Annotated in this window: 12 protein-coding genes and 1 pseudogene; 6 read left to right on the forward strand and 7 right to left on the reverse strand. The window is 71.3% G+C overall.

What is annotated here, in order from left to right:
- Positions 1–81: 81 nt before the first annotated feature.
- The 5 genes from fabF to J7E89_RS23270 form a co-directional block, all read right to left on the reverse strand.
- Positions 82–1,344, reverse strand: a complete 1,263-nt coding sequence (gene fabF / locus J7E89_RS23250) for a beta-ketoacyl-ACP synthase II (RefSeq protein WP_214976317.1) — start codon at positions 1,342–1,344, stop codon at positions 82–84.
- Positions 1,345–1,422: 78 nt separating this feature from the next.
- Positions 1,423–1,671 carry an acyl carrier protein gene (locus J7E89_RS23255; protein WP_138894777.1) on the reverse strand — a complete coding sequence of 83 codons (249 nt, stop codon included), beginning with the start codon at positions 1,669–1,671 and terminating at the stop codon, positions 1,423–1,425.
- A gap of 70 nt (positions 1,672–1,741) precedes the next feature.
- Positions 1,742–2,746 (reverse strand): ketoacyl-ACP synthase III, encoded by a 1,005-nt coding sequence (locus tag J7E89_RS23260; protein WP_214976318.1) that lies wholly within the window; start codon positions 2,744–2,746, stop codon positions 1,742–1,744.
- Between the two features lie 14 nt (positions 2,747–2,760).
- Positions 2,761–3,681 (reverse strand): ACP S-malonyltransferase, encoded by a 921-nt coding sequence (locus J7E89_RS23265; RefSeq protein WP_214976319.1) that lies wholly within the window; start codon positions 3,679–3,681, stop codon positions 2,761–2,763.
- A gap of 89 nt (positions 3,682–3,770) precedes the next feature.
- Entirely contained in the window at positions 3,771–4,976 is a 1,206-nt protein-coding gene (locus J7E89_RS23270) for a CdaR family transcriptional regulator (protein ID WP_214976320.1), read from the reverse strand.
- A gap of 168 nt (positions 4,977–5,144) precedes the next feature.
- On the opposite strand from J7E89_RS23270, the gene J7E89_RS23275 reads away from it, so the two are divergent.
- Positions 5,145–5,804, forward strand: coding sequence for a pirin family protein (locus J7E89_RS23275; RefSeq protein ID WP_214976321.1), 660 nt, complete (start codon positions 5,145–5,147; stop codon positions 5,802–5,804).
- A 4-nt stretch (positions 5,805–5,808) separates the two neighbouring features.
- Here J7E89_RS23275 and J7E89_RS23280 read toward each other — a convergent pair whose 3' ends face one another.
- On the reverse strand, positions 5,809–7,005 hold the full coding sequence (locus tag J7E89_RS23280; protein ID WP_308315574.1) for an Ig-like domain-containing protein: 1,197 nt from the start codon (positions 7,003–7,005) through the stop codon (positions 5,809–5,811).
- Positions 7,006–7,202: 197 nt separating this feature from the next.
- Between J7E89_RS23280 and J7E89_RS23285 the strand changes: the two genes are divergently transcribed.
- The 5 genes and pseudogenes from J7E89_RS23285 (at position 7,203) to J7E89_RS23305 (ending at position 12,958) form a co-directional block, all read left to right on the forward strand.
- Positions 7,203–8,423, forward strand: coding sequence for a peptidoglycan bridge formation glycyltransferase FemA/FemB family protein (locus J7E89_RS23285; RefSeq protein ID WP_308315575.1), 1,221 nt, complete (start codon positions 7,203–7,205; stop codon positions 8,421–8,423).
- Positions 8,420–10,067 (forward strand): annotated as a pseudogene (murJ, locus tag J7E89_RS23290) (murein biosynthesis integral membrane protein MurJ). Before J7E89_RS23285 ends, murJ begins: the two are co-directional and overlap by 4 nt.
- A gap of 46 nt (positions 10,068–10,113) precedes the next feature.
- Positions 10,114–10,800, forward strand: a complete 687-nt coding sequence (locus J7E89_RS23295; protein WP_214976323.1) for a response regulator transcription factor — start codon at positions 10,114–10,116, stop codon at positions 10,798–10,800.
- A complete protein-coding gene (locus J7E89_RS23300) occupies positions 10,794–12,440 on the forward strand; it encodes a HAMP domain-containing sensor histidine kinase (RefSeq protein WP_308315576.1) in 1,647 nt (548 codons plus the stop codon). Before J7E89_RS23295 ends, J7E89_RS23300 begins: the two co-directional genes overlap by 7 nt.
- On the forward strand, positions 12,437–12,958 hold the full coding sequence (locus J7E89_RS23305; protein ID WP_214976325.1) for a hypothetical protein: 522 nt from the start codon (positions 12,437–12,439) through the stop codon (positions 12,956–12,958). The genes J7E89_RS23300 and J7E89_RS23305 overlap by 4 nt, the downstream gene beginning before the upstream one ends.
- Here J7E89_RS23305 and J7E89_RS23310 read toward each other — a convergent pair.
- Positions 12,955–13,800, reverse strand: coding sequence for a serine hydrolase (locus J7E89_RS23310; protein ID WP_214976326.1), 846 nt, complete (start codon positions 13,798–13,800; stop codon positions 12,955–12,957). The genes J7E89_RS23305 and J7E89_RS23310 overlap by 4 nt on opposite strands.
- Positions 13,801–13,839: the final 39 nt, after the last annotated feature.

Consider the following 13,839-nt stretch of genomic DNA (forward strand, 5'->3'; position numbering starts at 1 on the left):
CCGGCGTGAGGAACGACGAAGGCCCTGCCGGGAAAGCTTGGAGCTTCCCGGCAGGGCCTTGCCGCTGTGTGCGGTCGCGGATCAGACCGAACGGAAGGCCAGGACCACGTTGTGGCCGCCGAAGCCGAACGAGTTGTTGATCGCGGCGATGGTGCCCTCGGGCAGTGCCCTCGGCTCGCCCCGCACGATGTCCGCGTCGACATCGGCGTCCAGGTCGTCGATGTTGATGGTCGGCGGAGCCGTCCGGTGGTGCAGTGCCAGCACCGTCGCGACGGTCTCGATGCCGCCGGCGCCGCCCAGCAGGTGGCCGGTCATCGACTTCGTCGCGGAGACCGCCACGTGGTCGAGGTCGTCACCGAGGACCTTGCGCAGCGCCTTGATCTCGGCGATGTCGCCCTGCGGGGTGGAGGTGGCGTGCGCGTTGAGGTGCACGATCTCGGCCAGCTTGAGACCCGTGTCGTCGAGCAGGTTCTGCATGGCGACGGCGATGCCGCGGCCGGTCGGCTCGGGCTGCGCGATGTGGTGCGCGTCGGCCGACAGACCCTGGCCCACGACCTCGCAGTACACCCGCGCACCGCGCGCGGCGGCGTGCTCGGCGGACTCCAGGATGACGACACCCGCGCCTTCGCCGAGGACGAAGCCGTCGCGGCCCGTGTCGTACGGACGCGAGGCCTTCTCGGGCTCGTCGTTGCTCTTGGACATCGCCATCATGTTGGCGAAGGCCGCGATCGGCAGCGGGTGGATCGCCGCCTCCGTGCCGCCGGCGACGACCACGTCGGCGCGGCCGGTACGGATCATCTCGACGGCGTAACCGATGGCCTCGGCGCCCGACGCGCACGCGGAGACCGGAGTGTGCACGCCCGCCTGGGCGTTGACCTCGAGGCCGACGTTGGCGGAGGGGCCGTTCGGCATGAGCATGGGCACGGTGTGCGGGGAGACGCGGCGTACGCCCTTCTCCTTCAGCACGTCGTACTGGTCGAGCAGAGTGGTGACGCCGCCGATGCCGGAGGCGATGACCGCACCGAGACGGTTGGGCTGGATCTTCTCGTCCTCGCCCGCCTTGTCGGTGTAACCCGCGTCGGCCCACGCCTCACGGGCCGCGATCAGCGCGAATTGCGCCGAGCGGTCCAGCTTGCGGGCCAGCGGACGGGGCAGTACGTCGCCCGGGTCGACGGCCGCGAGGGCCGCGATACGGACAGGGAGTTCGGCGAAGCGCTCGCCCTCAAGGGGCTTGACGCCGGAACGTCCGGCCAGCAGGCCTTCCCAGGTCGATGCGGCGTCGCCACCCAGCGGTGTTGTTGCGCCGATACCGGTGACGACCACGGTGCGATTGGTCGGGCTCACAGGAATTCTTTCTCCACGTGTAGAGGGTGCTGAATTTTCACGGCGCCACCGCTGGGCGGCGACACAGGATCGGCCGGATCAGGCCTGGTGCTTGAGGATGTAGTCGGCAGCGTCGCCGACCGTCTTGAGGTTCTTGACGTCCTCGTCGGGGATCTTGACGTCGAAGCGCTCTTCGGCGGCGACGACGACCTCGACCATGGACAGCGAGTCGACGTCCAGGTCGTCGGTGAAGGACTTGTCCAGCTGGACGTCCTCGGTGGGGATGCCGGCGATCTCGTTGACGATGTCGGCGAGACCGGTGACGATCTCTTCCTGAGTGGCGGCCATTGTGGCGCTCCTTCGGTGTTGAGCAGAGGGAATTGGGTAAAGCGGCAGGCCCGGAACTGTCCGGACGTGCCTAGGGGAGGGTAACGACCGTCGCGGCGTAGACGAGACCCGCCCCGAAGCCGATGACCAGCGCGGTGTCGCCGCTCTTCGCCTGCCCGGTCGCCAGGAGCCGCTCCATCGCGAGCGGAATCGAGGCGGCCGAGGTGTTACCGGTGGTTTCGATGTCACGGGCGACCGTGACATGTTCCGGCAGCTTGAGAGTCTTCACCATCGAGTCGATGATCCGCATGTTCGCCTGATGCGGAATGAAGACGTCCAGATCATCCGCCGTGATCCCGGCCGCGTCGAGTGCCTGCTGGGCGACCTTCGCCATCTCGAAGACGGCCCAGCGGAAGACCGCCTGGCCCTCCTGCGTGATGGCCGGGAACTTCGCGACCTCACCGGCGTTGCGGTAGTCGGACCACGGAACGGTCTGCTTGATCGTCTCGGACTTGTCGCCCTCGGAACCCCACACGGTCGGGCCGATGGCCGGTTCCTGCGCGGGGCCGACGACGACCGCGCCCGCCCCGTCGCCGAACAGGAAGGCCGTCGCGCGGTCCTCCAGGTCGGTCAGGTCCGAGAGCCGCTCGACGCCGATGACGAGGACGTACGTCGAACTGCCTTCGACGACCATGCCCTTGGCGAGGGTCAGGGCGTATCCGAAACCGGCACAGCCGGCCGAAATGTCGAAGGCGGCGGGCTTGTTCGCGCCGATCTTGTCCGCGATCTCGGTCGCGACGGCGGGGGTCTGCTTGAAGTGCGAGACGGTGGAGACGATGACGCCGTCGACCTGGTCGGCGGTGATCCCCGCATCGGCCAGCGCCTTGCCGGCGGCCTCGACCGACATCGCGGCCACGGTCTCCTCGTCGGACGCCCAGTGACGGGTCACGATGCCGGAGCGGGAGCGGATCCACTCGTCGGACGAGTCGATCGTCTCGAGGATCACCTCGTTGGGCACGACACGGGTCGGACGGTAGCCGCCGACACCCATGATGCGCGCGTACGGGGCGCCCTTGCTGGGCTTGATCTTCGACATGCTCTCTCGGGCTCCTATCGCGCCGCGTGCTCAGCGATGAGCGCGCGGGCCGCGTCGAGGTCGTCGGGGGTCTTGAGCGCGAGGGTCTGCACACCGGGCAGCGCGCGCTTGGCGATGCCGGTCAGCGTGCCGCCGGGGCAGACCTCGATGAGAGCGGTGATGCCCAGCTCCTTGAAGGTCTCCATGCACAGGTCCCAGCGGACCGGGTTGGAGACCTGGCTGACCAGGCGCGAGACGACCTCGGGACCGGTGGAGACGGTCCGTCCGTCGGCGTTCGACACGTACGTGATGGCCGGATCGGAGACGACCAGATCCTGCGCCGCCTTGCCCAGCTCGGTGACCGCCGGAGACATGTGGTGCGTGTGGAACGCGCCGGCGACCTTGAGCGCCATCACGCGGCGTACGCCCTCGGGCTTGTCCGCTTCGAGCGCGGCGAGCTGCTCCGCCGTGCCCGCGGCCACGACCTGGCCCGCGCCGTTGACGTTCGCCGGGGTCAGGCCCAGCTTCTCCAGATGCGGGACGACGACGTCGATGTCACCGCCGAGCAGCGCCGACATGCCGGTCTCGGTGACGGCGGCGGCCTTGGCCATGCCGAGCCCACGGGTACGTACGAAACCGAGCGCGGCCTCTTCGGTGAGCACACCGGCGTACGCGGCGGCCGTGATCTCACCGACGCTGTGACCGGCGACCGCGGAGACGTCCGTACGGGCGTCCAGAGCGGCGGCGGACAGCAGACCGGCCGCCACCAGCAGGGGCTGGGCGACCGCCGTGTCGCGGATCGTGTCCGCGTCGGCCTGCGTGCCGTAGTGGACAAGGTCGAGCCCGATGGCGTCGGACCAGGCGGCGAGCCGGTCGGCGGCGCCGGGGATGTCGAGCCAGGGAGTCAGGAAGCCGGGCGTCTGGGCGCCTTGGCCGGGAGCGACGAGTACGAGCACCCTCACACTCTCTCTTGTGGACGGTGCTGCGGGCCCGTGGGGACAGGGACCAAGAACCGTCGGGGGATTTGTTGGTGTTCGACAAAAGTCTAGGACTGCGGCTCCGCGTCGGCCAGACGCCCCAGGATGAGTGCGATCCGCAGAGTGAAGGCGGATCGAACATCGGAGGGTGACCAGCCGGTGACGTCCGTCACACGTCGGAGCCGGTATCGCACGGTGTTGGGGTGCACAAAGAGCATCCGCGCCGCGCCTTCGAGGCTGCTCGCCTGCTCCAGATACACACTCAGTGTCTCCAGCAGCGCCGAGCCCGCTTCTTCCAGCGGTCTGTAGATCTCCTCCACCAACTGGTCCCGCGCGGCAGGATCCGAGGCGATCGCCCGCTCCGGCAGCAGATCGTCCGCGAGGACCGGCCGGGGGGCGTCCTGCCAGGCCTGGCACGCCTTGAGCCCGGCGGCGGCGGCCTGTGCGGACCGGGTGGCGGCGAGGAGATCGGGGACGATGGGTCCCGCGACGACGGGCCCGGCGGCGTACGGGCCGATCAGCGCCTTCGCGACCTGCAACGGGTTGTCGCTGCCGCCCGCGATGACGACCAGCCGGTTGCCGAGCACCCCGGTCAGGACCTGGAGCTTGGCGTGCCGGGCGGCGCGCCGGATCGCCTCGACGGTCAGCTCGGAGTCCCCGTCGGGGGCGGTGCCGAGGACGACACACACATGCTCGGGGGAGCTCCAGCCGAGCGCGGCGGCGCGGGACACCGCACCCTCGTCCGCCTCGCCCGAGAGCACCGCGTTGACGACGAGCGATTCGAGCCGGGCGTCCCAGGCGCCGCGGGCCTCGGCGGCCTGGGCGTACACCTGCGCGGTCGCGAAGGCGATCTCGCGGGCGTACACGAGCAGGGCCTCGCGCAGGATCGACTCGTCGCCGGGCGCCGCGACCTCCTCGATCGCCGTCTCCATGACCTCGATCGTCGTACGCACCATCTCGACGGTCTGGCGCAGGGTGATCGCCCGGGTCAGCTCGCGGGGCGCGGTGCCGAAGACGTCGGTGGAGATGGCCTGCGGGGTCTCGGGATGCCGGAACCATTCGGTGAACGCGGCGATGCCGGCCTGGGCGACCAGGCCGATCCACGACCGGTTCTCCGGTGGCATGGCCCGGTACCACGGCAGCGTCTCGTCCATGCGGGCGATCGCGTTCGCGGCGAGGCGGCCGGAAGACTTCTCCAGCCGGCGCAGGGTCGCGGAGTGCGGGTGGGCTGCTTTCGCGGCGGGCGGCTGCTGGTCAGGATCGGGTTGGGGCACGGGACAAGACTGCCTTATCGGAACGGGTGCGCGGGGGCCCGGGGGGGCGCCCGGCCGCTGACCAAGCCTTTTCCCTCCACGGAGCGGGCACCTTTCAGCCCGTCCGGCGTTCGAGGACCGGGGTCTTGGGGCGGAGCCACAGGTGGGGCCCGGGCTACCGTGGGGTGCGTGATTTCTGTACGGCGCTCCGCGGACCGCTTTCGCGGGGGCGACGCCTCCGCCGGTATCGAGTCCCTGCACGCCTTCTCCTTCGGGCACTTCTACGACCCGGACCACCTCCGCTTCGGCGCCGTGATCGCCTGCAACGAGGAGCGCCTCGCCCCCGGCGCCGGTTTCGACGAGCACCCGCACAGTCACACCGAGATCGTGACGTGGGTCGTGGAGGGCGAGCTCACCCACCACGACTCCGCGGGCCACACCACGGTCGTACGCCCAGGAGACGTGCAGCGGCTCAGCTCCGGCGCCGGCGTCCGTCATGTCGAGCGCAACGACGGCGACGTACCGCTGGTCTTCGTGCAGATGTGGCTGGCGCCGCAGGACCCCGGAGGGGAACCGTCGTACGAGGTCGTGCGCGGTATCGCCGACGCCACCCCCTACGCCCTGCCGGCGGCCGGCGCGCTGCTGCACGTCCGGCGTCCCGCGGCCGGCGAGCGGACGGCGGTCCCGGACGCGCCGCTGGTGTACGTCCATGTGGTGCGGGGCAGCCTCGGCCTCGGCGAGCACGCGCTGGGGCCCGGCGACGCTGCCCGGATCACCGGGGCGGACGGCCTTGAGCTGGTGGCGGCCGCCGCCCCCGCCGAGGTGCTGCTGTGGGAAATGAGCGGCTGACGCCTCAGCCGGCCGACGCGCTCCTGGCCCGCCACTCGTCCCAGGACAGATTCCACGCCCCGTAGCCATTACCCGCCGCGACGGTCCCCTTGGTGTCCGCGCCCTTGATCTCGAACGGGTCGCCCACGCGTACCTGCCCGTAGAAGTACGCCGCGTCGGAGTCGCTCATCCCGATGCAGCCCGAGCTCTTGTTGGCCCGGCCGAAGTGGGCGGAGTTCCAGGGGGCGGCGTGTGCGTACATCCCTGACCAGGTGAGCCGCATCGAGTGGTCGACCATCTTGTCGTAGGCGTCGCGCAGTCCCACGGTCTCCGAGTTCATGTTGATGGTGCCCTCCTTCGCCATCAGCACGGCGGTGCCCCGCCAGGACCGCTTGTCGCCGCCGGGGGTGCCGCCGGAGACCGGGATGTCCCGTATCTTCTTCCCGTCCCGCTCCAGCGTGAGGTGCTTGCGGTCGAGGTCGACGCGTACGACCTGGCGGGCGCCGACGCTGAACCCGGTGAGGTAGTCGCGGACGAACCAGCCGCCGGCCTGTCCCGAGTCAGTGCCGTTGAGCTGCGCGTCGAGGGTGACCTTCGTACCTGGCTTCCAGTACTCCTTGGGGCGCCAGTCGGCCCTGTCCTTGCCGGAGTAGTCCTGGACCCAGCCCCACGAACCCTCGGTGTCGTTCGAGGTGCTCACCTTGAGCTGCTTCTCGACGTCGGCCTTGTTGGCGACCGGGTTGTCGAAGACGACAGACAGCGGCTGGCCGACGCCGACGGTGGTGTTCTTGCCGGGCGCCAGCGTCAGCTTGTTGACCTTGCCCGCGGCGGCGGTGGTGAACGACGTCCTGCTCGTGGCCTTCCCGCCGCTCCTGGTACGGGCCTTGGCCTCCACCTTGTACGTCGTGCCGGGCACCGCTTTGCGGTCCGAAGTCCAGGACGCCTTGTCGGCCGCCGCCGCGCCGGTGAGCCGTTTGCCCTCGGAGTCGACGACCGTCACGGAGGCCAGCGTGCCGCCCTTCGCGGTGACCACGACCGGTTTCCCGGCGGCCACGCCCTTGCCTTCCGGGGTCACGGTGACGGTGACCGGGCGGTCCGGCGCGCCGCCGGGCTTCCCGTCGGACGGGGGCGCGACGCTTCCCGTACCGGCCGAACAGGCGCAGAGCGCGGCGCTCAGTACGCCGGCCACGGCAGCGGAACGCGACGCACGTACATGACTCACGGAAGCCTCCAGAAAAGGGTGGGATGCCCGGACTCTAGGCCGCGAAAAGCGCCGGAAACCGGCTCGGCGGCCATGTGACGGCGGCTGCAGAGAAACGGTCGTCGTCCGGTCACATTCGCCGCGCGGCGCGGTCATGGACGGCTGTGAATCTCCTGTCCGCCCCACCAACGAGGGGGCGGAAAACGGAGGCTCACGCTGTGTCAGCAGCTCTGCTCGTGACGGCGGCCGGCGGCGACCTGGAAACGCGGCTGGGGACCGTCACCGCCGAGACCTACCGCGCGTTTCTCGCGGCCCGCGCGGCCCGCGCGGACCGGCTCCCGGGCCCCAGCTTTCTCCAGTGCCCGTCCTGGGGCGACGTGAAGGAGGGATGGCAGTCCCGGCTGATCGGCTGGGGGCCCGCCGGGGAGGGCTCCGGTGTCCCCGGCGCGCAGGGGCTGACCGGGGTCGCCCTGGTCCTGCTCCGCCCCTTCCCCGGCACCCGCAAGTACTTCGCCTACCTGCCCGAAGGACCGTACGCGGACTGGTCCGACCCGGACCTGGACGGCTGGCTCACGCCACTGCTGAGCCACCTGCGGGCGGCCGGTGTCTTCGCCGTACGCATCGGTCCCTCGCCCGCCTTCCGTCGCTGGAACGCCGGCCGGCTCAAGTCGCTCACCAGTAGCGGCCGACGTGTCCCGGACGTCCTCGCCTGCGAGGTGGACCCCCTCGGCACCGCGGTGTCCGAGCGGCTGCGGGCACGCGGCTGGCGCCGCTGCGGAGGCGACAGCACCGGCAGCGACGGCGACGGGGACGCGCAACCGCGCCTGGTCTTCCAGGTCCCGCTCGCCGGGCGCACAACCGACGACCTCTGGAACGGGCTCAACCAGGAGTGGCGCCGCAATGTGCGCCGGGCGCAGAAAGCCGGTGTCGAGGTGTCCGTCGGCGCCGCCGCCGACCTCCCCGAGTTCTACCGGCTGCTGCGGGTCACCGAGGAGCGTGACGGATTCAGGCTCGGCCGCTCACTGGCGTACTACCAGCGGCAGTACGAGGCCCTCAACGCCGAGGAACCGGGCCGGATGAAGCTCTACCTCGCCCGCCACGAGGGCGAGATCCTCGCCGCCCACACCATGATCACGGTGGGCCGCCGCGTCTGGTACCAGACCGGCGCCTCCGCCGACCACCGGCGCGAGGTCCGCCCCTCCAACGCCCTGCAGTGGCACATGATGCGGGACGCCCACGCACTCGGAGCCGACGTCTACGACATGCGCGGGGTACCCTCCACCCTCGATCCCGACGACCGCGGATTCGGGCTCCTGCGCTGGAAGCTCGGCACCGGGGGACAGGTCGTCGAAACGCTGGGGGAGTGGGAAATACCAATGGCCGGGACCACCAATCACACGCTGTACCGCGCGTTCCAGGCATACCTGGCCCGCCGATGACCGCGCCCGCGAACACCGTCTCCGCGAGCACCGTAGGGGCCCCGAAGGGCTCCGTCCTGCGCAGTGGTGCACTCATGGCCGCGGGCTCGGTGGTGTCCCGCGCCACCGGGTTCGTACGCTCCGCCGTCGTCGCCGCGGCGATCGGCACCGGACTCACCGCCGACGGTTACGCGGTCGCCAACGCCGTCCCCACCATCGTCTACATGCTGCTCCTCGGTGGCGCCCTCAACGCCGTCTTCGTGCCCGAGCTGGTCAAGGCGGCCAAGGAGCACGAGGACGGCGGGGCGGCGTACACCGACCGGCTGCTCACCGTCTGCGTCGCGGCGCTGCTGCTGATCACCGGGGGCGCGGTGCTCGCCGCGCCCACCCTCGTCGGCGCGTACACCGGCTATACGGACAGCCAGGCCACCATGACGGTCGCCTTCGCCCGCTACTGCCTGCCGCAGATCTTCTTCCTCGGCCTGTTCACGCTGCTCGGCCAGATCCTCAACGCCCGCGGCCGGTTCGGCGCGATGATGTGGACGCCCGTTCTCAACAACGTCGTCGTCATAGCGGTGTTCGCCCTCTACCTCGTGACCAGCACCTCCCACGGCGGCCTCACCCCGACCGAGACCGCCCTGCTCGGCTGGGGCACCACGGCCGGCATAGCCGCCCAGGCGCTCGCGCTCCTCCCTTCCCTGAGCGCGGCCCGATTCCGCTGGCGCCCCAGGTTCGACTGGCGGGGCAGTGGGCTGACCCGGCCGATGCGGGCGGCCGGCTGGCTGGTCCTGCTGGTCCTCACCAACCAGGGCGCGTACTGGGTCGTGACCCGGCTCGCCACGACAGCGGGGCAGCGGGCGGCCGGCCTCGGCATCGACGGCGGCGTCGGCTTCAGCGCGTACAACAACGCCTACCTCCTGTGGGCCGTGCCGCACGGCATCGTGACGGTGTCGCTGGTCACCGCGCTGATGCCGCGCATGAGCGGGTCGGCCGCCGACGGTGACGAGTCCGCAGTACGCCGCGACGTTTCGTACGCACTGCGCACCAGCGCCGCCGCCGTCGTCCCGGCGGCTTGCGTGCTCCTCGCCCTGGCGCAGCCGCTGATGGCGATGGTCTTCCAGTACGGCAGGACCGGCGCCGACGACATCGTGGCGATGTCGGGCATCCTGATGGCCTTCGCGCCGGGCCTGATCGCCTTCTCGGGCCAGTACGTCCTCTCCCGCGCTTTCTACGCCATGCGCGACACCCGCACCCCGTTCCTCCTCAACCTCTTGATCGCCGGGCTCAACGCGGGCCTGTCCACGGCCGCGTATCTGCTGCTGCCCGCCCGCTGGGCGGTGACGGGCATGGCCGGCGCGTACTCGCTGGCGCTCTGCGCGGGCTGGGCGCTCACGGCGTACACCCTGCACAGGGCGGCTGCCCGCGGACCGTACGACGGGACGCTCCCCGTCCCTCGCCGCCCACGCCCGGCTCCTCGCCGCCGCCGTGCCCGCCGCCACGCTCGGCCACCTCGCCGCCGGGTGGGCGGCAGGGGCGGGGGCCCTGGCGGCGACGGCGGCGGGCGCGGCCGCGATCCTCGCGGTGTTCGCCGTACTGGCAAGGCCCCTGCGCCTGACGGAAGTCGACGCCCTGCTGACGGGCGCGGTACAGCGGGTGCGGCCATGAGGACAGCGACCAACACCCGGCCCTCACCCCTTGGGATACTCCACAGATGCCACGCGTGCTCCTGATAGAAGACGACCCGTCCGTACGGGAAGGGGTCGAGCTGGGGCTGCGCCGCCGCGGCCACGACGTGCGCACCGCCGCCACGGGGGAGGCCGGGCTCGCCGCCCTCGCCGAGTTCCGCCCCGACCTGCTGCTCCTGGACCTGATGCTGCCGGGCATGAACGGCGTCCAGGTCTGCCGCCGGGTGCGCGAGAGCAGCCAGCTGCCGATCATCATGCTCACCGCCCGCGGCGACGACTTCGACGTCGTCATCGGCCTGGAGGCGGGCGCCGACGACTACATCGTCAAGCCGGCCCGTACGGAGGTGATCGAGGCCCGCATCCGCGCCGTGCTGCGCCGCATCGAGGCACCCGGCGGCGGCAGGCCCGCCGTCGAGTTCCACGGCGAACTCGCCGTCGACCGGGCCGGGCTCACCGTCGCCAAGTCCGGCGAACGCGTCGCCCTCGCACCCTCGGAGCTGAAGCTGCTGCTGCACCTGTGCGCGGCCCCGGAACAGGTCTTCAGCAGGCAGCAGTTGCTGGAACACGTCTGGGAGCACAGCTACCACGGCGACGCCCGGCTCGTCGACGCGTGCGTACGGCGGCTGCGCAACAAGATCGAGGACGTCCCGGGCAGCCCCCGCTACATCCAGACCCTGCGCGGTTTCGGCTACCGCTTCGGGCCGCTGTGCTGATCTTCGGACTGCGGACGCGGCTCGTCCTCGCCTTCCTGCTCGTCGCCGCGGTCGGCTGCGGCACCACGGCCGCCCTCACCTACCGCGAGGCGCGCAACGCCCTGCTCAAACAGGCGCAGGACTCGGCCGTGTCGTCCTTCCGCGAGCAGATCCAGGAGTTCCACCTCAACCTGCCGCCCAACACGGAACAGATGCAGGGCATGGTCCGCACGCTCGCCCGGCAGGGCAAGGGCCGCGACTGGTGGGTATACGCCGAGTATGGATCGATGCGGCTCTCCTCCGGCACCAGACCCACCTCCACTGTCATCACACCGGAGCTGCGCCGCGAGGCCCGGGGCACACCGCACGGCAGCTTCCAGCGGGTCCTCAAAAACGGCGAGCCCTACCTGACCATCGGCGTGCCCGTCGTCTTCCGTACCAGCCCGCCCGGGACGGGAGGCCGGACCCTGCGCCCCACGGGTCTCATCTTCTACGCCGTCATGCCGCTGACCGACGAACAGACCAACGTCGACGCCATGGTCGTCGCCGCACGGGACGGCGCCCTGCCGGCGCTCGCGATCGCCCTGGTGCCCGCCCTCCTCGCCGCACGCGGGGTGCTGAGGCCCGTACGCGACCTGCGGCAGGCGGCCCGCAGCCTCGGCCGTGGCCGGCTGGACACCCGCATCCCGGTCAAGGGCGGCGGCGAACTCTCCGAGCTCGCCCGTACGTTCAACGAGTCCACCGCCGCGCTGGAGCGCTCCGTGGACGAACTCCAGCGCGCCGAGGCCCGCGCCCGCCGCTTCGCCTCCGACGTCTCCCACGAACTGCGCACCCCGCTCGCCGGGATGCTCGCCGTCACCGAACTGCTCGACGAGGACGCGGCCGGCCTCGACCCGGACACGGCCGCGGCCGTCCGCCTGATCAGCAGCGAGACGGACAAGCTGGCCGTACTGGTCGAGGACCTGATGGAGATCTCCCGCTTCGACGCCCGCGCGCTCGCCGGGATGCTCGCCGTCACCGAACTGCTCGACGAGGACGCGGCCGGCCTCGACCCGGACACGGCCGCGGCCGTCCGCCTGATCAGCAGCGAGACGGACAAGCTGGCCGTACTGGTCGAGGACCTGATGGAGATCTCCCGCTTCGACGCCCGCGCGGCCGAGCTGAACACCGACGAGGTCGACGCCGCCGAGACCATCCGCAGGACCCTGCAGAGCCGCCACTGGACGGACACCGCCGAGATCGCCCTCGATCTGCCCGACGGCATCCGCGCCCGGCTCGACCCCCGGCGCTTCGACGTCGTGATCGCCAACCTCGTCGGCAACGCCCTGCGGCACGGCATGCCGCCCGTCACGGTCCGGCTGCGCACCGAGACGCGCTCGCAGGACCCCGCAGCCGGGGCGGCCGAAGGGGCGCACTGGCTCGTCACCGAGGTGGCCGACCGGGGCCCCGGCATCCCCCTGAACGTGCTGCCGCACGTCTTCGACCGCTTCTACAAGGCCGATCAGGCCCGTACGCGCTCGGCGGGCAGCGGCCTCGGACTCGCCATCACCCTGGAGAACGTACGGCTGCACGGCGGTACGGTCCGTGCCGCGAACGGCCCCGACGGCGGCGCCGTCTTCGTCGTGGAGATACCACTCACCACCAGCGAGGTGACCGCGTGAAGTACATGCGCTCCGTCGCTCTGGCGTCGGCGTCGCTGCTGCTCGCCGGGTGCGGTATCCGGGCCAGCGAAGTGATCGAGGCGGGCGGCCCGGCCGTCGTCGACGTGGCTGTCGACCAGCAGGAGGGAATGTTGCTCTTCTTCGTCGGACCGGACGGCTCGTCGATCCCCGTGGCCAGGTTCGTCGACGCGGCGGCCACCCCCGTAGCTACCGCCAAGAAGCTCGCCGCGCTGCTGCACGGCCCCACGCCCGAGGAGCAAGCGGCCGGCATCACCACCCGGCTGCCCACCGACAGCACGCCGGTCCAGGTGGAACCGGCGACGGACGAGAAGGCGAGCAGCCGGGCCGGCGCCCGGAAGAAGGTGCACGTCACGGTCGCGTTCCCCGTGCGCTCACTCGACGCGGCCGCCGTCAGGCAGCTGGTCTGTACGACGGCACACGCCGAGGACCCGGAGGGCCTGGTGAAAGTGGCCCTCACGGGAAGCGACGGCGCACTGTCGGCCGCCGGCTGCGACTAGCGGGCGCCCGGGCCGAACTCCGCGAGCACCGCGTCCGTGAACGGCGGCCACACCTCGACGGCCCACGGCCCGAAAGCCCGGTCCGTCAGGGCGACGCAGGCCAGGCCCGCGTCGGGGTCCACCCACAGGAACGTACCGGACTGCCCGAAGTGTCCGAACGTACGCGGAGACGACGAACTGCCCGTCCAGTGCGGAGACTTGGAGTCGCGGATCTCGAAGCCGAGGCCCCAGTCGTTGGGGTTCTGGTGGCCGTAGCCGGGCAGTACGCCCTTCAGCCCCGGATGGACGACGGCGGTGGCCTCGGCGACGGTGCGCGGGTCCAGCAGGCGCGGCGCCTGGAGCTCGGCGGCGAAACGCACCAGGTCGTCGACGGTCGAGACGCCGTCCTTGGCGGGCGAGCCGTCCAGCGACGTAGCCGCCATACCCAGCGGTTCGAGCACCGCCTGGCGCAGATAGTCGGCGAAGGGAATGTCCGTCGCCTTCGCGATGTGGTCGCCGAGGACCTCGAAGCCCGCGTTGGAGTAGAGCCTGCGCTCGCCGGGCGGCGCCATCACGCGGTGCTCGTCGAAGGCGAGACCGCTGGTGTGGGCGAGGAGGTGGCGGACAGTCGACCCCTCCGGCCCGGCCGGCTCGTCGAGCTCGACGGCCCCTTCCTCGTACGCGACGAGCGCGGCGTACGCGGCGAGCGGCTTGGTGACCGACGCCAGCGGGAAGCGGTGCCCGGTCGGTCCGTGCGCGTCCGCGACGGTGCCGTCCGCCCGTACGACGGCGGCGGCCGCGGTGGGTACCGGCCAGTTTCCGATCAGCGACGCGGTGACTTGGCTGCTCTGCCTGCTCTGCATGCGTACGAGCGTAAATGCTCTAGAAGACTCATGAAGATC

This window comes from Streptomyces sp. ISL-100, assembly GCF_018614615.1.
Classification (GTDB): Bacteria; Actinomycetota; Actinomycetes; order Streptomycetales; family Streptomycetaceae; genus Streptomyces.

Excerpts from the sequence above, each read along its gene's own strand:
- J7E89_RS23255 (WP_138894777.1), bottom strand. The coding sequence starts at position 1,671 with ATGGCCGCCACTCAGGAAGAGATCGTCACCGGTCTCGCCGACATCGTC.
- J7E89_RS23260 (WP_214976318.1), bottom strand. The coding sequence starts at position 2,746 with ATGTCGAAGATCAAGCCCAGCAAGGGCGCCCCGTACGCGCGCATCATG.
- J7E89_RS23295 (WP_214976323.1), top strand. The coding sequence starts at position 10,114 with ATGCCACGCGTGCTCCTGATAGAAGACGACCCGTCCGTACGGGAAGGG.
- J7E89_RS23310 (WP_214976326.1), bottom strand. The coding sequence starts at position 13,800 with ATGCAGAGCAGGCAGAGCAGCCAAGTCACCGCGTCGCTGATCGGAAAC.